The 17,474-nt window shown below is 68.4% G+C and carries 18 protein-coding genes and 1 pseudogene; 11 read left to right on the forward strand and 8 right to left on the reverse strand.

What is annotated here, in order from left to right; translation table 11 throughout:
* Positions 1-62: 62 nt before the first annotated feature.
* The 4 genes from hemA to ppk2 are packed head-to-tail and all read left to right on the forward strand — an operon-like array spanning position 63 to position 4,948.
* Positions 63-1,346, forward strand: coding sequence for a glutamyl-tRNA reductase (hemA, locus tag RTO53_RS07065; protein WP_312237118.1), 1,284 nt, complete (start codon positions 63-65; stop codon positions 1,344-1,346).
* The gene (prfA, locus tag RTO53_RS07070; protein ID WP_312237119.1) at positions 1,324-2,409 is read left to right on the forward strand and encodes a peptide chain release factor 1; all 1,086 of its coding nucleotides are present in this window, start codon (positions 1,324-1,326) and stop codon (positions 2,407-2,409) included. Before hemA ends, prfA begins: the two co-directional genes overlap by 23 nt.
* 2 nt (positions 2,410-2,411) lie before the next feature.
* On the forward strand, positions 2,412-4,115 hold the full coding sequence (locus RTO53_RS07075) for a tetratricopeptide repeat protein (RefSeq protein WP_312237120.1): 1,704 nt from the start codon (positions 2,412-2,414) through the stop codon (positions 4,113-4,115).
* 50 nt (positions 4,116-4,165) lie between these two features.
* Positions 4,166-4,948, forward strand: coding sequence for a polyphosphate kinase 2 (ppk2, locus tag RTO53_RS07080; protein WP_312237121.1), 783 nt, complete (start codon positions 4,166-4,168; stop codon positions 4,946-4,948).
* A 13-nt stretch (positions 4,949-4,961) separates the two neighbouring features.
* Here ppk2 and RTO53_RS07085 read toward each other — a convergent pair whose 3' ends face one another.
* Positions 4,962-5,537, reverse strand: a complete 576-nt coding sequence (locus tag RTO53_RS07085; protein WP_312237122.1) for a TlpA disulfide reductase family protein — start codon at positions 5,535-5,537, stop codon at positions 4,962-4,964.
* Entirely contained in the window at positions 5,534-6,811 is a 1,278-nt protein-coding gene (locus RTO53_RS07090) for a YihY family inner membrane protein (protein WP_312237123.1), read from the reverse strand. Before RTO53_RS07090 ends, RTO53_RS07085 begins: the two co-directional genes overlap by 4 nt.
* Before the next feature lie 82 nt (positions 6,812-6,893).
* Here RTO53_RS07090 and wrbA point away from each other — a divergent pair, with 82 nt between their 5' ends.
* The 3 genes from wrbA to RTO53_RS07105 all read left to right on the forward strand — a co-directional run bounded on the left by wrbA (position 6,894) and on the right by RTO53_RS07105 (position 8,405).
* Positions 6,894-7,484, forward strand: a complete 591-nt coding sequence (wrbA, locus tag RTO53_RS07095; RefSeq protein WP_312237124.1) for an NAD(P)H:quinone oxidoreductase — start codon at positions 6,894-6,896, stop codon at positions 7,482-7,484.
* Positions 7,481-7,816: a DUF2069 domain-containing protein gene (locus RTO53_RS07100; RefSeq protein ID WP_312237125.1), complete on the forward strand. Its 336-nt coding sequence runs from the start codon at positions 7,481-7,483 to the stop codon at positions 7,814-7,816. Before wrbA ends, RTO53_RS07100 begins: the two co-directional genes overlap by 4 nt.
* A gap of 103 nt (positions 7,817-7,919) precedes the next feature.
* Complete coding sequence (locus tag RTO53_RS07105; protein WP_256774991.1) at positions 7,920-8,405, forward strand: asparaginase domain-containing protein; 486 nt, start codon at positions 7,920-7,922, stop codon at positions 8,403-8,405.
* Between the two features lie 522 nt (positions 8,406-8,927).
* Here the strand turns inward: RTO53_RS07105 and RTO53_RS07110 are convergent.
* The 3 genes from RTO53_RS07110 to sufT form a co-directional block, all read right to left on the reverse strand.
* Positions 8,928-10,673 carry a S8 family peptidase gene (locus tag RTO53_RS07110; protein WP_312237126.1) on the reverse strand — a complete coding sequence of 582 codons (1,746 nt, stop codon included), beginning with the start codon at positions 10,671-10,673 and terminating at the stop codon, positions 8,928-8,930.
* Between the two features lie 536 nt (positions 10,674-11,209).
* Complete coding sequence (locus RTO53_RS07115; protein ID WP_312237127.1) at positions 11,210-12,307, reverse strand: branched-chain amino acid aminotransferase; 1,098 nt, start codon at positions 12,305-12,307, stop codon at positions 11,210-11,212.
* A 60-nt stretch (positions 12,308-12,367) separates the two neighbouring features.
* The gene (gene sufT / locus RTO53_RS07120) at positions 12,368-12,919 is read right to left on the reverse strand and encodes a putative Fe-S cluster assembly protein SufT (protein WP_019182393.1); all 552 of its coding nucleotides are present in this window, start codon (positions 12,917-12,919) and stop codon (positions 12,368-12,370) included.
* 118 nt (positions 12,920-13,037) lie between these two features.
* On the opposite strand from sufT, the gene RTO53_RS07125 reads away from it, so the two are divergent.
* Positions 13,038-13,457 carry a hypothetical protein gene (locus RTO53_RS07125; RefSeq protein WP_312237128.1) on the forward strand — a complete coding sequence of 140 codons (420 nt, stop codon included), beginning with the start codon at positions 13,038-13,040 and terminating at the stop codon, positions 13,455-13,457.
* 267 nt (positions 13,458-13,724) lie between these two features.
* On the opposite strand, the gene RTO53_RS07130 is transcribed toward RTO53_RS07125, so the two are convergent.
* Together RTO53_RS07130 and RTO53_RS07135 are read right to left on the reverse strand one after the other, a co-directional pair.
* Positions 13,725-15,179 carry an NAD(P)(+) transhydrogenase (Re/Si-specific) subunit beta gene (locus RTO53_RS07130; RefSeq protein ID WP_312237129.1) on the reverse strand — a complete coding sequence of 485 codons (1,455 nt, stop codon included), beginning with the start codon at positions 15,177-15,179 and terminating at the stop codon, positions 13,725-13,727.
* Positions 15,176-15,484 (reverse strand): NAD(P) transhydrogenase subunit alpha, encoded by a 309-nt coding sequence (locus tag RTO53_RS07135; RefSeq protein WP_019182396.1) that lies wholly within the window; start codon positions 15,482-15,484, stop codon positions 15,176-15,178. The genes RTO53_RS07130 and RTO53_RS07135 overlap by 4 nt, the downstream gene beginning before the upstream one ends.
* A gap of 146 nt (positions 15,485-15,630) precedes the next feature.
* Here RTO53_RS07135 and RTO53_RS07140 point away from each other — a divergent pair, with 146 nt between their 5' ends.
* Genes RTO53_RS07140 through RTO53_RS07150 form a run of 3 tightly spaced genes read left to right on the forward strand, consistent with a single transcriptional unit; the run spans position 15,631 to position 16,936 of the window.
* Positions 15,631-16,176 (forward strand): RNA polymerase sigma factor, encoded by a 546-nt coding sequence (locus RTO53_RS07140; protein WP_312237130.1) that lies wholly within the window; start codon positions 15,631-15,633, stop codon positions 16,174-16,176.
* Positions 16,173-16,508, forward strand: a complete 336-nt coding sequence (locus RTO53_RS07145) for a hypothetical protein (RefSeq protein ID WP_312237131.1) — start codon at positions 16,173-16,175, stop codon at positions 16,506-16,508. Before RTO53_RS07140 ends, RTO53_RS07145 begins: the two co-directional genes overlap by 4 nt.
* A 2-nt stretch (positions 16,509-16,510) precedes the next feature.
* Complete coding sequence (locus tag RTO53_RS07150; protein WP_312237132.1) at positions 16,511-16,936, forward strand: DUF3106 domain-containing protein; 426 nt, start codon at positions 16,511-16,513, stop codon at positions 16,934-16,936.
* A 134-nt stretch (positions 16,937-17,070) separates the two neighbouring features.
* Here RTO53_RS07150 and RTO53_RS07155 read toward each other — a convergent pair.
* Positions 17,071-17,474 (reverse strand): annotated as a pseudogene (locus tag RTO53_RS07155) (NAD(P)(+) transhydrogenase (Re/Si-specific) subunit alpha); the annotation flags it as partial.

Genomic DNA, 17,474 nt, shown 5'->3' on the forward strand with positions numbered 1-17,474 from the left:
GGGGCTTCTGGCCTTAAAATGACGACTTGAATGGCCAGCAGCTTATCGCAAGCAACTGAACAATGACCCTGTGGGTGCTCGGACTGAATCACCAGACCGCGCCGGTGGAACTGCGCGAACGCGCGTCCTTTGGCGGCGACGCCCTGCCCCAGGCATTGGCGTCGCTGCGCGATACCCCGCAGGTGGCCGAGGCCGTGCTGCTGTCCACCTGCAACCGCACCGAGTTGTACGCAGTGGCCGAATCGGGCGAGGCGCTGGCGCACTGGCTGGAATCCCACGCCGGCGCGCTGCACGGCTACCTCTACCAGCACGCCGATGCCGATGCGGTGCGCCACCTGTTCCGGGTGGCCACCGGGCTGGATTCGATGGTGCTGGGCGAGCCGCAGATCCTGGGCCAGGTCAAGGACGCGTGGGCGACCGCGCGCGACCACGGCCTGCTCGGCCAGCGCCTGGACCGGCTGTTCCAGCAGACCTTCTCGGTGGCCAAGCGTGCCCGCACCGATACACGCGTTGGCGCCAATCCGGTCTCGGTGGCCTCCACCGCCGTGCGCCTGGCGCAGAACTCGTTCGCGCGGCTGGAGGATTCCACCGTGCTGCTGGTCGGTGCCGGGGAAACCATCGAACTGGCCGCGCGCCACCTCAGCGAAGGCAAGGTGCGGCGCCTGCTGGTGGCCAACCGCACGCTGGCCCATGCGCAGGACCTGGCCAGCCGGCACGGCGGCGTGGCGCTGCCGCTGAGCGAACTGGAGCGCCACCTCGGCGAGGCCGACGTGGTGTTCTCGGCCACCGCCGCGCGCGAGCCGGTGATCGCACGCGCGCACGTCGCCGCTGCGCTCAAGACCCGCAAGCACAAACCGATGCTGCTGTTCGACCTGGCCGTGCCGCGTGACATCGAGGCCGGCGTGGGCGACCTGCAGGATGCGTTCCTGTACACCGTGGACGACCTGGAGCGCGCGGTCGAGGACAACCGGCGCAGCCGCCGCGAAGCGGCCGCCGAAGCCGAGGCGATCATCGAACTGCAGGTCGCCCGCTTCGTGGAGACCCAGCAGGCCAACGCCCACCAAGCTCCCCTGCGGCAATTGCGCGCCTATGGCGAAGCGACCCGCGTGGAAATGCTGGACAAGGCGCGCCAGCAGCTCGCCCACGGCAAATCGCCGGAAGAAGTGCTGGAACTGCTGGCCCACGGCCTGACCAACCGCCTGCTGCATCCGCCCACGGCGGCGCTGCGCGCGGCCGCGCTGACCGGCGATACTGAGTTGACCCGCGCCGCCGAGCGCCTGTTCCCGGCCAAGCCGGGTTATCAACACCCTCCTGTGAAGACCGATGACGCCGACCCTGCGCCGTAAGCTGGAAGCGCTGGCCGAACGCCGCGAAGAACTCGAACGCCTGCTTGCCGACCCGACCGTGGTCAGCGACAACGACCGCTTCCGCGCGTTCTCGCGCGAATTCGCGCAGCTGCAGCCGATCGCCACCGCGCTGGCCGACGAGGCCCGTGCCCTGTCCGACCTGGCCGCCGCCGAAGCGATGCGCAACGACCCGGACCTGCGCGAACTGGCCGAAGAAGAAATCAGCGCCGCCCAGCAACAGCTGGAACAGCTGGACCGGGACCTGGCGCTGCTGCTGGTGCCGCGCGATCCGCGCGACGACGGCAACCTGTTCCTGGAAGTGCGCGCCGGTACCGGTGGCGACGAAGCGGCGATCTTCGCCGGTGACCTGTTCCGCATGTATGCCCGCTATGCCGAACGCCAGGGCTGGAAGGTCGAGATCGAATCGGACAGCCCCGGCGAACACGGCGGCTACAAGGAAGTGGTGGCCCGCGTGGTCGGACGTGGCGCGTATTCCAAGCTGAAGTTCGAGTCGGGCACGCACCGCGTGCAGCGCGTGCCGGCCACCGAATCGCAGGGCCGCATCCATACGTCGGCCGCGACCGTGGCGATCATCCCCGAGGCCGACGAGGTCGACGAGATCGTGATCAACCCGGCCGACCTGAAAGTGGATACGTTCCGCTCGTCCGGTGCCGGTGGCCAGCACGTCAACAAGACCGAGTCGGCGATCCGCATCACCCACGTGCCATCTGGCGTGGTGGTGGAATGCCAGACCGAGCGCAGCCAGCACGCCAACCGCGACAAGGCGATGAAGCGGCTCAAGGCGCAGCTGCTGGATGCCGAGCGCAGCAAGCAGGCCGCGGCCACCGCCGAGAGCCGTCGGCTGCAGGTGGGCAGCGGCGACCGCAGCCAGCGCATCCGCACCTACAGTTTCCCGCAGGGCCGGATCACCGACCACCGCGTGGAAGGCCTGACCCTGTACGACCTGCCCAACATCATCGCCGGTGAAATGGACACGCTGGTCGAGCGCCTGATCCACGAACACCAGGCCGACGAACTGGCGCAGCTGGCGGCAGGCACCTGAGCATGGCGCCGGATCGGCAGCAGCTGCGCCTGGCGGTGCAACGCCAGCCGACCGACTTCATCGCCTGGGTGATGCTGGCCGATGCCGAACTGGAGGCTGGCGATATCGCCGCCGGCGAACACGCCGCCACGCGTGCGCTGCAGTTGCGCGGCGAGCATCCCGAAGCCCTGGCCCGGCTGGGCCGCGCGCGCTGGATGCAGGGCCGCCACCCCGAAGCCGCCGCGCTGCTGCGCCAGGCCTCGGACCTGGCGCCCCAGCACCCGGGCATCGCGTTGTGGCTGGGCCACGCGCTGGAAGACGCCGGCCAGCCCGAAGCGGCCGCCGATGCGTATCGCCATGCGCACACGCTGCTGCCCGGCGAACCCTATATCACCGCCCAACTGCTCAACTGGCAGCGCCGCCTGTGCGACTGGCGCGATATCGAGCGGCTGTCGGCGCAGGTCCGCCACGCGGTCGCGCAGGGCCAGGCGGCGGTGGAGCCGTTCGCCTTCCTCAGCGAAGACGGCAGCGCGGCCGAACAACTGGCCTGCGCGCGGCACCGTGCCGCGGCCCTCGCCGTCGGCGTGCGTCCGCTGCCCGCCGCCACGGTGCGCCCGCACGGCCGCCTGCGCGTGGGCTTCCTGTCCAACGGCTTCGGCGCGCATCCGACCGGGTTGTTGACCGTCGCCCTGTTCGAGCAGCTGCGCGCGCTGGGCACGCTGGAGCTGCACCTGTTCGCGCTCAATGGCGACGATGGCAGCCGCATCCGCGCGCGCCTGCAGGCTGCGGCCACGCAGCTGCATGCGGTCGGCGCACTGCCGCACCAGCGCATCGCCGAGCGCATCCGCGCAGCCGGCATCGACGTGCTGTTCGACCTGCGCGGCTGGGGCGGCGGCGGCACCCCGCAGGTGCTGGCGATGCGTCCGGCACCGGTGCAGGTGAACTGGCTGGCCTACCCCGGTACCTCCGGCGCAGCCTGGATGGACCACGTGCTGGCCGATGCGTTCGTGCTGCCGCCCGCACTGGATGCCGGCTTCAGCGAGAACGTGCGACGCCTGCCGCGCGCGTTCCAGCCCTCGGACAACACCCGCGTGCTGCAGCCGGCGCCCTCGCGCGAGGCCTGCGGGCTGCCGGCCCACGGCGTGGTGCTGTGCTGCTTCAACAACAGCTACAAACTCAATCCGCGCAGCGTGCAGCGTTTGTTCGCGGTGCTGCACGGCGTACCCGGCAGCGTGCTGTGGCTGCTGTCCGGTCCCGGCAATGCCGATGCGCGCCTGCGCAGCGCCGCGCGCCAGGCGCAGCTGGATCCGGCGCGACTGGTGTTCATGCCCAAGCTGCCGCATCCGGAGTACCTGGCCCGCTATGCGCTGGCCGACCTGTTCCTGGACACCCACCCCTACAACGCCCACACCACCGCCTCCGACGCGCTGTGGGCCGGCTGCCCGGTGCTGACCTGCCCCGGTGCCACCTTCGCCGCACGCGTGGCCGGCAGCCTCAACCACCACCTGGGGCTGGAGCGCATGAACGTCGCCGACGACCGCGCCTTCGTCGCCGCCGCCATCGCACTCGGCAACGACCCGGCGGCCTTGCGGGCACTGCGCACGGAACTGGCGCAGCGCCGCGTCGACGGCAGCCTGTTCGACATGGCCGGCTTCGCCAGCGACTTCAGCGCCGCGGTCGAGACGATGGCGCGCGAACGTGGCTGGCAGGGCGCACACACGCCCTGACCCACCGCTGCGCTAGGCTCGGGCTTTCCTGTGAACGACCGAGGCACGCGATGGGCAAGCTCAAACGCAAGGACTACCAGGCCCTGCTGGAACCGATGCAGCTGGAACTCATCGCCATGGCGCGCTGGGTCCAGCACACCGGCCAACGCGTGCTGGTGCTGTTCGAAGGCCGCGATACCGCCGGCAAGGGTGGCGCCATCCAGACCATCGCCGAACATCTCAATCCCCGCCAGTGCCGGGTGGTGGCATTGCCCAAACCCACCGACCGCGAGAGCACGCAGTGGTACTTCCAGCGCTATGTGTCGCACCTGCCGGCCGGCGGCGAGATCGTGCTCATGGACCGCAGCTGGTACAACCGCGCCGGCGTCGAGCACGTGATGGGCTACTGCAGCGAGCCCGAATACCACGCCTTCCTGGCGCAGACGCCGGTGTTCGAGAAACTGCTGATCGACGACGGCATCCTGCTGTTCAAATACTGGCTCAGCGTGGACCAGGCACAGCAGGAAAAGCGCTTCGCCGAGCGCCACGTCGACCCGCTCAAAGGCTGGAAGCTGTCACCGGTGGACCTGAAATCGCGCAGCAAGTACAGCGCGTACACCGAAGCGCGCGAGGCGATGCTGCGCGCCACCCATCGCGAGGAAGCGCCGTGGACGCTGGTGGATTTCAATGACCAGAAACGTGGCCGGTTGGGGCTGATCCGCAACCTGCTCGACCGCCTGCCCGACACCCGCGTGGACGAACCCGAGCTCGCCCTGCCGCCGTTGAAGGGCAAGCTGCACAAGGAACACTTCGACGCGTTGAAGCCGATCGAGCCGTATCCGCTGGCCGATTGATGCCGGGGCGGCGTCAGCTGCCCTGCGCGATCCGGGTTTCGATGTCGTGCGCGGTGACCGGGCCGAGGAATTCCTTGGCGACCTTGCCGTCCGGTGCGATCAGGTAGGTCAGCGGCAACCCGCGCGGGATGGCGAAATCTTCCGGCGGGTTGTACGTATCCACGATCACGATGGGATAGGTCACCGGACGCTTGTCCAGAAACGCCTTCATTTCCGCCGGCTCGATGTCCTCGAAGGCCAGGCCGACCACTTCGATCTCGCTGCGCATCGCATGCAGGGCCGACAACTCCGGCATCTCCTTGCGGCACGGCGCGCACCAGGTCGCCCAGAAGTTCACCACCACCCACTTGCCGCGGTGCGCGGCCAGGTCGTAGGTGCTGCCATCGAGCGCCGGCAGTTTCAGGGTGGGACGCTCGACGGTCTTGCGGTCGGTCGGGGCGGTTTCGGCAGTCGCCGGTGCGGCTGGCGCGGTGACGGGCGCCGGCGGCGTTGCGGGCGCGGGCGCGGCGGCATCGGGCTGCGCGGTGGGCTTGTTGCAGGCGGCCAGCGCCAGCAGGCTCATGGCCAGCAGCAGGGGCTTGACGGTCATGGGGACGTGTCTCCGGGAATGGAATAGATGTCGCTGACGCGACGCTTGAGCAGTTCGCGCAGCGGCAGCCGCAGCGCGTCCAGCGCCAGCACCGAGGCCTGGCCCAGGCTGTCGTCGCGATACGGCAGGTAGGCCTCGCGGATCGGGATGCGCATCTGCGTGGTTTCGTACAGGTCGGCCAGGGTCAGCTTGTCCAGGTCGCGCGCCAGCAGCCATTCGCCGCGTTCGTCGCGGCGCACCACCCGGATTGCCTCCAGGTCGCAGAGCATGGTCTGCAGCAGCGAATCGGTGAGCATCGGCTCCATCCGCAGGATCTCGTCATCATCCAGGCTGCGGCCGTCGCGACGCGCCTGCTGGAAGCGCCCGATCAACCGCAGCAGGCCGTAGATCTCATAGCCGGTGGGCAGGCGCAGGTCGGCCGGCTGGTAGCGGAACGCGGCGATCGAGGAGGCCAGCGACGCACCCAGCAGCACCGAGACCCAGCACAGGTAGATCCACAGCAGCAGGATCGGCACGAACGCGACCGTGCCATAGAGCTTCTGGTAGGACTGGAAGCTGCCCAGGTAGGCGCCCATGCCCCACTTCACCAGCTCGAGCATGACCGCGGCCAGGATCGCGCCGGGGATGGCATGGCGCCACTTCACCACATGGTGCGGCACCACCCGGTAGACCAGCATGATGCACACGAACTCGATCAGGAACGGCGCCACGGTCAGCGAGAAATTGGCCAGCCAGCGGCCTTCGCTGGTGCCGAACAACGGCAGCGCGAACACCCGCGCCGAGACCGCCAGCGAGGCGGCGGCGAGCATCGCGCCCAGGGTCAGCACGGTCCAGTAGACCAGGAAGCGGGTCAGCTTGGGACGCCCGGAATTGACCCGCCAGATCTGGTTGAAGGTCTGCTCGACGCTGTTGAGGGTGATCAGCAGCGACACCACCAGGGCGATGAAACCGGCGGCGGTGAGCTGCCCGGCACTCGCCGAGAACTGGCGCAGGTAGCCTTCGGCGGCGCGGGCGGCGTTGGGCACGAAGTTGGAGAACACGTAGTCGCTGAGCTGGTCGCTCCAGCGGTCGAACACCGGGAAGGCGGAGAGCACGCCGAACACCACGATGGCCAGCGGCACCAGCGCGAACACCGTGGTGTAGGCCAGCGAGGCGGCCGCCTGGAACAGGCGGTCATCCAGGAAGCGTCGCCACAGGAAGCGACCGAAGCTGGCGGCACGCGCGCGATCGCGCAGGCGCTCCATCCAGAGATTGACGGTATCGAGGGGTTCCATCGGCGCAAGGGTACCCGAAGAGGGGTGTGCGGGACTGCATCGCATCGCCATACTGGCCGCTGGTCCCGATGAGTGAAGCGCGATGGCGGAAATCCTGGTGCTGTATTACAGCCGCGGCGGTTCGGTGGCCCGGCTGGCCCGCCAGATCGCGCGTGGCATCGGCGAGGTGCCCGGCATGAGCGCGCGGCTGCGCACGGTGCCGCAGGTGGCCGCGGTGACGCAGACCGCCCGCCCGCCGGTGCCCGACGACGGCGCGCCATACGTGGAGATCAGCGATCTTGCCGAATGCGACGGCCTGATCCTGGGCAGCCCCACCCGCTTCGGCAACATGGCGGCGCCGGTCAAGCATTTCCTGGATGGGCTGGGCGCCGAATGGGTCAATGGCACCCTGGCCGGCAAGCCAGCGGCGGTGTTCACCTCCACTGCCTCGCTGCATGGCGGCCAGGAATCGACGCTGCTGTCGATGCAGGTGCCGCTGCTGCACCACGGCTGCCTGATCGTCGGCATTCCGTTCACCGAGCCCGCGTTGAGCCACACCACCACCGGCGGCACGCCCTACGGCGCCAGCCATGTGGCCGGCGCCGACGACAATCCGGTGCCAAGCGAGGATGAGGCGATCCTGGCCCGGGCGCTGGGCCGACGCGTGGCCGACATCGCGCGGCGGCTGGCATGAAGGGCCGCACGCAGGACGCGACGCTGGCGCTGCTGCTGGTGGCGCTGGCGGCGGTGTATGCGCTGTGGTTCGCCCACGACAAGCACTGGCTGGCCACGCAGCTGGTGTTCACCCTGCCGCCGCTGCTGCTGGCCCTGGGCGTGTGGCTGCGCCGCGGCAAGGCGGCCTTCTGGGCGGGCGTGCTGGCGCTGTTCTGGTTCAGCCACGGGGTGATGAGCGCCTGGAGCCACCGGGAAACCGCCGGCTGGGCCTGGGCCGAACTGCTGCTGGCGCTGGCGGTGATCGGCGTGGCGAGCACGCCGGGCCTGCGCCGCCGCTTCGGCAAGCGCTGAACGCGCGCGTCGCCCCGGCTGCGAGGCGGCGCTGGCGGTCGTATCATCTGCATCCCGGCGCGGGGTGCCCGCGCGGTTCTGACCGCTATCCAGGATGCCCGCAATGGAAGAACTACTGATCATCACCACCGGTGGCACGATCGACAAGATCTACTTCGACGACAAGTCGGACTACCAGATCGGCGATCCGCAGATCGGGATGATCCTGCGCGAGCTGGGCGTGACCTTCCGTTTCAACGTGATTCCGATCCTGCGCAAGGATTCGCTGCACATCACCGATGACGACCGCGAACTGATCCGCGCCACCATCGCCGCGCAGCCGACCCGCCACGTGCTGGTGACGCACGGGACCGATTCGATGGTGCAGACCGGCCAGGTGCTCAAGACCATCGCCGACAAGACCATCGTGATGACCGGCGCATTGAGCCCGGCGCGCTTCCGGGGTTCGGACGCGGAGTTCAACATCGGTTGCGCCATCGGCGCGGTGCAGTCGCTGGCAAGCGGCGTGTACATCGCCATGAACGGCCGCATCTGGAATCCCGAACACGTGCGAAAGAACGTGGCCGCCAATCGGTTCGAGGAAGCTTGATCGGCTGGGGTTTCTAAAAGCCGCACTCCTCGAGCGTACTGGGCTGGGCGGGGATGTGTGAGATTGCGGGACACGCCGTAAATCCATCCGTGGAGGCTCGCGTGCGCCATCCATGGCGCACGACGGTCCCGCAACCTCACACACCCCCACCCTCGACATTTGGCTGGTAGCCGTGGAAAAGCAATGCGGGCAAAACAACGCCGGCGCCGCCGCTTTCGTCTTCCCGCTTCCGCTTCCCGCTTCCGCTCTTTCATTGCGCACCAGCACCCTGTCAAAGGGTGGGTACGGGTGGGTTGGCGGGACCGTCATGCGCCATGGATGGCGCATGCGAGCCTACACGGACGTACTTGCGGCGTGTCCCGCCAACCCACCCGTACCCGCCCAAGCCAGACCAGGCACGAACTCGCGGCCGTTGATCTTGATCCTGCTTCAGCTTCGGCTTTTAGCTTCTAAAAAAAAACCAATCCCAAAAAAAACGCCCCGGCCGAAACCGGGGCGTGCCCATTGGAGAGGGATCTGGGCTCAGTACTGCGCGGTCAGGGTGACCCCGGAGAAGGTCGAATAGCCCTTCACCCGCACGTGCCAGGTACCGGCCGCCGGTGAAGTGATCGTGCAGGTTTCGTTGTTGCCGCTCAGGTACGGGCGGCAGTTGTAGACCGTATCGGTCGGCGCGCTGCCCGAACGCACGTACAGGTCCGCATCACCACTACCGCCGGCGATGCTCACCTTCAGCTGCGAACTGCCCGACGGCACCGTCACCGTATAGGCCAGCGACGCACCACTGGCAGCACCCAGGCCGGTGACCGGCACATTGTTCTGGAGCACTGTCCCGGTGCCCGGGTTCGGATTGGTTCCGCCCAGCGCCGCCGTGACCGCCGCGTCCGCGTCCACGATGCCTGCACCGCAACCGCCGCTGCATGCGCCCGGCAACGCCCGTGCGGTGTTCTTCAGCAACGTCTCGATCGCCGCCGGCGTGAGCGCGGTCGGGGCCACCGACTGCACCAGCGCGACCACGCCGGCCACGTGCGGCGCCGCCATCGACGTACCGTTGTAGGACGCGTAGGACGCCGTGCCCGGCACCGTGGTGCCGCTGTTGAGCGTGGACAGGATCGCCTGGCCCGGGGCCGAAATATCGATGCCGGTGCCGTAGTTGGAGAAGCTGGCGCGGGCGCCGGCCGAGGTCGTCGCGGCCACCGCGACCACGTTGGCGCAGTTGGCCGGCACCGACGTGGACACGTTGGCGTTGCTGTTGCCGGCCGCCACCACCACCGTGGTGCCGCGCGAAACCGCACCGTTGATCGCGTTCTGGTAGGTCGTCGAGCAGGTACCGCTGCCGCCGAGCGACATGTTGATCACTTCGGCCGGGTTGGCATTGGCCGGCACACCGCTGACGGTGCCGCCGGAGGCCCACACGATCGCATCGGCGATGTCGGAGGTGTAGCCACCGCATTTGCCGAGCACGCGCACCGGCACCACCTTCGCATTGAACGCGGTACCGGCCACGCCGGTGCTGTTGTTGGTCACCGCCGCGATGGTGCCGGCCACGTGGGTACCGTGCCAGCTCGAGTTGGAGGCCGGGATGCCCGAACCGCACTCGTTGGCGGCATACCAGTCGCCCTCATCGTTGGGATTGTTGTCGCGGCCACCGCCATCGCGCGCCATCGCCGCGTCGCTGATGAAATCGTAGCCGGGCAGGATGTTGGCGTTGAGATCGGGGTGGTTGGTGATGCCGGTATCGATCACCGCCACGACCACGCCGGTGCCGGTCGCCTTGTCCCAGGCCGGGCGCACGTTGATCGACGCGTTGCTGGTGCCAAAACCCCACTGCTCGGACAGGCGGGTGTCGTTGGGCACCAGCGTGGCGTGCATCAACTGATCCACTTCGACATATTCCACGTTCGGGTCGGCGGCCAGGCGGCGCATCAGCAGCTCGGCTTCGGCCGCATCCAGCGGACGGTCGGCCTTGACCACCGTCGGGCCGATGGCCAGCTGGCGCAATTTCTGCACGCCCAGCGCGCGGCCCTGCGCAGCCGGCACGGCGGCGGCAGCGGCTTTCAGCGAGCTGGCCAGCGCGGTCGGCGTGGCGACCAGACTGGCACCGTCCTTGAACTTCACGATGAACTGATCGTGCTTCGGTGCCGATGACAGGCCGCTGAGCTGCACATCGCCGGCGAACGCCGGGGCCGCCAGCAGCAGGGTGGAGAGGACGGACGCGCCCAGTACAACCAATGCACGTTGACGCAAACGGGGTTGCGAATCATGAGACATCGGATTTCCCTTTCAGACTGTGGATGCCGCGAGCGCGGCTGAAGATCCAGTCCCGATCCGGGGGCTGCTGAAATCGATGGCGCGGATCGAAACCGGTTGTTGGATCGGTTCCCCTGAATCAAACCGCCCATCGCGACGCTAGTGGCTCGATCCGCATTCAACAATGTTTCAGCCGCACTTCAGGAAGATGAAATGTCGGATCTGAGACTTTCCGGGTCGAGGGTTTGTGAAAGTGAAGGAACGCCGGCGTGTAGAAGTGGTCAGAAGGCGTCAATCGCTGTCCATTTCAGCTGTCTTTGCCGTCAATTCCCGGACAAGCCTTGCGCGGCGGGGCCTGCGCGGTGATGCCACCGCTGGACAACGCGCCGATCCGCCCCGGGGTAGCGCCGGCCGTTGGCCAGCTGCGCGCGGTGTCGGGTCTTGAGGAGCCGGCCAGCGGCCGGCACTACCCGGAGCGCGGGATCGTCTTGCTGCGGGCATGAAAAAACCCGCCTGTGGCCAGGCGGGTTTTCGGGGTCGCATCGGCGCTGTGACGCTTACGCGTCCAGGCGCACCAGCCAGCCATGACGGTCCGGCAGGCGGCCGTACTGGATGTCGGTCAGTTCCTTGCGCAGCGACATCGTCACTTCGCCGGCCGGCGCGGTGATGTCGCCCACCGAGAAGCCTTCGCCCTTGAGCTGGCCGATCGGGGTGACCACGGCGGCGGTACCGCAGGCGAACACTTCGGCGATGTCGCCGGAGGCCACGCCCTGCTTCCACTCGTCGATGGTGACCTTGCGCTCTTCAACCTTCATGCCGCGGTCGCGGGCGAGCTGCAGGATGCTCTCGCGGGTGATGCCTTCCAGGATGCTGCCCGACAGCGCCGGGGTCACCAGGGTGCCGTCCTTGTAGACCAGGAACACGTTCATGCCGCCCAGTTCTTCCAGGTACTTGCCTTCCACCGGGTCCAGGAACAGCACCTGCGAGCAGCCCTGCGCCTGCGCCTTCTGCTGCGGCAGCAGCGAGGCGGCATAGTTGCCACCGCACTTGGCCGCGCCGGTGCCGCCCTTGGCCGCACGCGCGTACTCGGTGGACAGCCAGATCGACACCGGGGCCACGCCCTTGGCGAAGTACGGGCCAGCCGGGCTGGCGATCACGTAGTAACCGGCCTTGTGCGCGCCACGCACGCCGAGGAAGGCTTCATCGCCGATCATGAAGGGGCGGAAGTACAGGCTGGATTCGTCGGCCGACGGCACCCAGCTGGCGTCCACGGCGATCATCTGCTTGAGCGATTCGACGAAGATCTCCACCGGCAGTTCCGGCAGCGCCAGGCGCTGGGCCGAGCGCTGCAGGCGACGGCCGTTGGCATCGGGGCGGAAGGTCCAGATCGAGCCGTCGGCATGGCGGTAGGCCTTGATGCCTTCGAAGATTTCCTGGCCGTAATGCAGTACCGCAGCGGCCGGGTCCAGCTGCAGCGGGCCGTACGGGCGCACGCTGGCATCGTGCCAACCGGTGTCCTTGTCCCAGCGCACTTCCACCATGTGGTCGGTGAAGTGCAGACCAAACCCGGGTGCGGCCAGGATGCGATCACGCTCCTCGCTGCTGCGCGGGGTGGCGGAACGGGTGGTGTTGAAGCTCACGGAAGACTGGGACACCGGATATTTCCTGTTCTGGTTACGGGGAACGCCTTCCACCGCAGGCGCGGCGGCAGGCGGTTACAGCATGCCGGTTTCGAGCCGGGCGGCCTCGGACATCATGTGACGGCCCCACGGCGGGTCGAACACCAGCTCGACGTCGGCCTCGGCCACCGTCGGAATCATTTCCAGCTTGCTGCGCACATCGTCCACCAGGATCTCGCCCATGCCGCAGCCCGGCGCGGTCAGGGTCATCTTGATGTCGACCTCGCGCTGGCCATCATCCAGATGCTTGAGGTCCACTTCATAGACCAGGCCCAGGTCGACGATGTTGAACGGAATTTCCGGGTCGAAACAGGTGCGCAGCTGCTGCCACACCAGTTTTTCGACCTCCTCGTCGGAGGCATCGGCGGGCAGTTCCAGCGCCGGGGGCGCCTCCTTGCCGATGGCATCGCCATCCTTGCCGGCGATGCGGAACAGATTGCCTTCGACAAACACGGTATAGCTGCCACCCAGGGCCTGGGTGATGTAGCCATAGCTGCCGGCAGGCAGCGTGACCGTTTCGCCCTGCGGGACCATGACGGCCTCGCAGTCGCGTTCGAAGTGGACAGGTTCACTGCTACGGGAATACATGTGGATCGATATGGGGGTCGCGGCCAATTCCCGCAAGGCGACCATTTTAGCCCAGTGGCCGCCCACGCGCCGGTCACCCCGCAAGCCGGTATCCTGTGGGCACTTACAGGAAGATTGCATGTCGCCCACGTCCGTGCCTGTCCGGAGCCGCCACTGGCTCTGGCCCCCGATGTTGCTGCTTGGTGTCGTCACGGCCACGTTGGCCTGGTTGTTCATCGCCCTGCTCAGCGGCCGCCAGTCCGGCTGGATGGCAGTGCTGGCGGCGTTGGATATCGCCTTCATGCTGCGCCTGGGCACGTTCGGCGCCGGCCCGGCACGCGTGGCGGTGACCGTGCTGGCCACCGTGCTGGTGGCGCTGGCGGCCAACTGGGGCATCGCCTCAGCCTACCTGGGCGGCTCGATGGGGCTCAATCCGTGGGATTCAGCGTTGCGGATGGGCCCGTTCATGGCCTGGACCCTGCTCGGTCTGGCCAACGGCGCGGCCGAATGGCTGTGGCTGGGGGTTGGGCTGGTGGTCGGGTGGTGGGTGGCGCGGTAGCGGCATCGCGGTCGTGCTACAGCGCCAGGCGATGGGATAGACCCCGGTAGTGCCGGCCGCTGGCCGGCTCTTCATGACCTCAGGACAGAAACGCGCTCACTTCGTGGGTCGCGTGGAGCCGGCCAGCGGCCGGCGGTGCCCGGTCGCTGATGCATCGCGTGGAGCCGGCCAGCGGCCGGCACTACCGGGTCGCGCGGGGCCGGCCGGCGGTCGGCGGTGCCGGCATCGCGTGGAGCCGGCCAGCGGCCGGCCGTTCCTGGTGCGGCCTCAGTGCCCGCCGTCGAGCGCTTTCAATTCACTGACCAGCGCGCTGGCGGCGCCGGCGCCATCGCCGTACAGCATGCGGGCGTTGTCGGCGTAGAACAGCGCATTTTCGATACCGGCAAAACCGGTGCCCTTGCCGCGCTTGATCACCACCACGTTGCGCGCGTTGACCACGTCCAGGATCGGCATGCCGTAGATCGGGCTGGCCGGATCGGTGCGTGCGACCGGGTTGACCACATCGTTGGCGCCGATCACCAGCACCACGTCGGTGTTGGGGAACTCGGGGTTGATGTCGTCCATGTCGGCGATCAGATCGTAGGGCACGCCGGCTTCGGCCAGCAGCACGTTCATGTGCCCGGGCATGCGCCCGGCCACCGGATGGATCGCGAACTTCACCTTGATGCCGCGATCGATCAGGCGCTGGGCCAGTTCCCACACCTTGTGCTGGGCCTGGGCCACGGCCATGCCGTAGCCCGGCACGATCACCACGCGCTCGGCGAAGGCCAACATCGCGGCCACGTCACTGGCCTCGATCGGCTTCTGTGCGCCGCTGATTTCCTGCGCCACGCCCCCGCCGCCGAAATTGGAGAACAGCACCCCGCTGATCGGCCGGTTCATCGCCTTGGCCATCAAGCGGGTAAGCAGGATGCCGGCCGCGCCGACCATCATGCCCGCGATGATCAGGGCCTCGTTGCCGAGCACGTAGCCTTCAAAGGCCACCGCCAGGCCGGTGAAGGCGTTGTATAGCGAGATCACCACCGGCATGTCGGCCCCGCCGATCGGCAGTGTCATCAACACCCCCAGTGCGAGGGCGACCACGAAGAAGCTGACGATCGCCACCGGGCTGAGGGTGACCGCAGCCCAGATGCCGAGCACCACCATCGCCAGCGCGACCAGCAGGTTGAACGCCTGCTGGCCCGGGAAGGTCACCCGCCGGTCCAGCCGGCCGTCGAGCTTGGCCCAGGCGATGATCGAGCCGGACAGCGACACCGCACCGATCGCCGAGCCGATCACCGCCAGCGCCAGCACCGTCGCCGATGGCTGGCGCGCGGCCAGGTCGGCCAGCGCCTGCTCGCTCCAATGGGTGGTATCGCGGTTGGCCAGGAACGAGAAGCGCAGCAATTCCACCGCACCGATCGCCGCGGCCGAGCCACCGCCCATGCCGTTGTACAGCGCCACCATCTGCGGCATGTCGGTGATCGCCACGCGCCTGGCCGACCACCAGGCCACGCCCGTGCCGATGGCCACCGCCGCCAGGATCAGCGGGATGTTGTGCAGTTCCGGCAGGAAGAACGTGGCCACCGTGGCGATCAGCATGCCCAGCCCGGCCCAGCGGATGCCGCTGCGCGCGGTCATCGGCGAGGCCATGCGCTGCAGGCCGAGCAGGAACAGGGTGGCCGCCACCAGGTAACTCACCTGCACCAGCCACTGCAGCAGTTGCGCGGTGGTCACGTTCAAGGCGCCTTCTCCCCGGCGTCGCGCTTGGCGCTGGGCTTGAACATGTCCAGCATGCGTTCGGTCACCACATAGCCACCGGCGGCGTTGCCGGCGCCCAGTACCACCGCGATGAAACCGATGATCTTCTCCAGCGGCGTCTGCGCATGGCCCAGCACCACCATCGCCCCGATCAGCACGATGCCGTGGATGAAGTTGGACCCGGACATCAAAGGGGTATGCAGGATCACCGGCACCCGCGAAATGATCACGTGGCCGGCAATCGCGGCCAGCATGAAGATGTACAACGCCACGAACCCGTCGCTCATTGCAGTCTGTCTCCCAGGCGGTCTTCCCGTCCCCCCATCATAACCATGCGCTGAACCGATCTGCAGGCCGGTCAACCGATCCGGCGCTGGGGCGTTCTCACCGTATCCCCCTGCGCGAGCGCTACCCTGTGCTGGTGAGCCCTACCTTGCAGACACTGCCCGACCAGGCCGACGCCGCGCTGCCGGTGTCGCTGGATGCGTTCCTGGCCGGAATCGGCCCGCGCGCGTTCCGCTTTGCCGAGGCCGGCCTGCGCCAGCGCGACGATGCGCTGGACGCGGTGCAGGACGCGATGCTGCGCATGCTGTCCTACCAGGACAAGCCGGCCGCCGAGTGGGCGCCGCTGTTCTGGAGCATCCTGCGCCGTCGCGTGGTCGACCTGCAGCGCCGACGTGGCTTCCGCCTGCGTTTCTGGCGCAGCAGCGACGAGGAGGGCGGCGACCATGACATCGACTGGGCCGATGCCGCGCCCGGCCCGGCGCAGGCCCACGAGCAGCGCCAGCAGTATGCGCAACTGGTGGCCGCACTGCGCGAACTGCCGGCGCGACAGCGCGAGGCCTTCACCCTGCGCGTCCTGCAGCAGCTTGACGGCGCCACCACCGCCAAGGCCATGGGCTGCAGCGAAGGCGCGGTCAAAACCCATCTTTCGCGCGCCCGGCAGGCGCTGCAGCAGCACCTGGAGATCGAACTGTGAGCCGCCCCGTCGCCCCGCCCGTAACCGATGACACCGCCCTGCGCGCGCTGCATGCGCAGGCCCTGCAGCAGCTGTCGCCGGCCACGCTGGCGCGGCTGCGCCGCGACCGCCAGGCCGCTGCGCCACGGCGTGGGCGCGTGCATGGCTGGTGGATGGCGACCGCCTGCTCGGCCGTGGCTGCGCTGGCGCTGGGCTACAGTTTCACCGTCAACGCGCCGCGCACCCCGGCCGCACCACAGGTGGCGACCGCGGTGGATGACAGCAGCGATGTGCTCGACGAGAATCCCGATCTGTACGTGTGGCTGGGCACGACCGACCTGGCAATGGAGTGAACATGAAACCGCGACTGATCCTGGCGTTGGTGCTGCTGTGCGCGAGCGCGGCGGCCGGGGCGCAGAGCCCGACCCTGCCCGACTGGGAGCGGCTGACCCCGCAGCAGCGCGAAGCGCTGATCGCACCGGTCCGCGATCGCTGGAACGACGCCCCGCCGCCGCAGCGCGAGCGCATGCTGCAGCACGGCCAGCGCTGGCAGAGCATGACCCCGGAACAGCGCGAGCTGGCCCGGCGTGGCCGTCATCGCTTCGAGAACATGAGCCCGGAGCAGCGAGAGCAGGCGCGTGCGCTGTTCGCGCAGATGCGCGAGCTGAGCCCGGCCCAGCGCGATGCCCTGCGCGAGCGCTGGTCGAAAATGACCCCGGAGCAGCGCCAGGAGTGGCTCAAGGCCAACCCGGTCAAGGACACGCCGCCGCCGAAGCGCTGAGCGCGCACCTCCCGTAGAGCCACGCCATGCGTGGCTGCTTTTTTGTTCCGGCATCGCGGGCAGCCACCCGTGGGGTGGCTCTACCGGGTTGCGGATGGCCGGGTAGAGCCACGCCATGCGTGGCTGCTCTTCCCTCAGCCGCCGGCTACCCAGCGGGTCTTGGCCAGCAGTTCGTCGTCCCAGTCGAAGCCGATCGCCCCGTCCTTGAGGAACAGCGCGACGAAGTTGTAGAGGTTGCGCGCATACATCTCGCTGGCGTGCACCGCGCCGAGGCTGGCAAGGTCGAGCGGGCCGTCGATGGTGACTCCGTTCAATTCCACCACCTCACCGGGACGGGTTGCCTCGCAGTTGCCACCGGTCTCGGCGGCCAGATCGACGATCACGCTGCCCGGCTTCATGCCCTGCACCATCGCGGTGGTGACGATCTTCGGCGCCGGGCGCCCGGGCACCGCCGCAGTGCAGATCACCACATCCACCAGCCGCAGATGCTCGCCGAGACGACGCTGCTGCTCGGCGCGTTCCTGCTCGGTCAGCGGCC

Source organism: Stenotrophomonas sp., assembly GCF_031995405.1.
Lineage (GTDB): Bacteria > Pseudomonadota > Gammaproteobacteria > Xanthomonadales > Xanthomonadaceae > Stenotrophomonas.

Bases quoted from the DNA above. Each gene is read 5' to 3' on its own strand.
- hemA (WP_312237118.1), top strand. From the start codon at position 63: ATGACCCTGTGGGTGCTCGGACTGAATCACCAGACCGCGCCGGTGGAA.
- prfA (WP_312237119.1), top strand. From the start codon at position 1,324: ATGACGCCGACCCTGCGCCGTAAGCTGGAAGCGCTGGCCGAACGCCGC.
- RTO53_RS07075 (WP_312237120.1), top strand. From the start codon at position 2,412: ATGGCGCCGGATCGGCAGCAGCTGCGCCTGGCGGTGCAACGCCAGCCG.
- ppk2 (WP_312237121.1), top strand. From the start codon at position 4,166: ATGGGCAAGCTCAAACGCAAGGACTACCAGGCCCTGCTGGAACCGATG.
- RTO53_RS07085 (WP_312237122.1), bottom strand. From the start codon at position 5,537: ATGACCGTCAAGCCCCTGCTGCTGGCCATGAGCCTGCTGGCGCTGGCC.
- RTO53_RS07090 (WP_312237123.1), bottom strand. From the start codon at position 6,811: ATGGAACCCCTCGATACCGTCAATCTCTGGATGGAGCGCCTGCGCGAT.
- wrbA (WP_312237124.1), top strand. From the start codon at position 6,894: ATGGCGGAAATCCTGGTGCTGTATTACAGCCGCGGCGGTTCGGTGGCC.
- RTO53_RS07100 (WP_312237125.1), top strand. From the start codon at position 7,481: ATGAAGGGCCGCACGCAGGACGCGACGCTGGCGCTGCTGCTGGTGGCG.
- RTO53_RS07105 (WP_256774991.1), top strand. From the start codon at position 7,920: ATGGAAGAACTACTGATCATCACCACCGGTGGCACGATCGACAAGATC.
- RTO53_RS07110 (WP_312237126.1), bottom strand. From the start codon at position 10,673: ATGTCTCATGATTCGCAACCCCGTTTGCGTCAACGTGCATTGGTTGTA.
- sufT (WP_019182393.1), bottom strand. From the start codon at position 12,919: ATGTATTCCCGTAGCAGTGAACCTGTCCACTTCGAACGCGACTGCGAG.
- RTO53_RS07125 (WP_312237128.1), top strand. From the start codon at position 13,038: ATGTCGCCCACGTCCGTGCCTGTCCGGAGCCGCCACTGGCTCTGGCCC.
- RTO53_RS07135 (WP_019182396.1), bottom strand. From the start codon at position 15,484: ATGAGCGACGGGTTCGTGGCGTTGTACATCTTCATGCTGGCCGCGATT.
- RTO53_RS07150 (WP_312237132.1), top strand. From the start codon at position 16,511: ATGAAACCGCGACTGATCCTGGCGTTGGTGCTGCTGTGCGCGAGCGCG.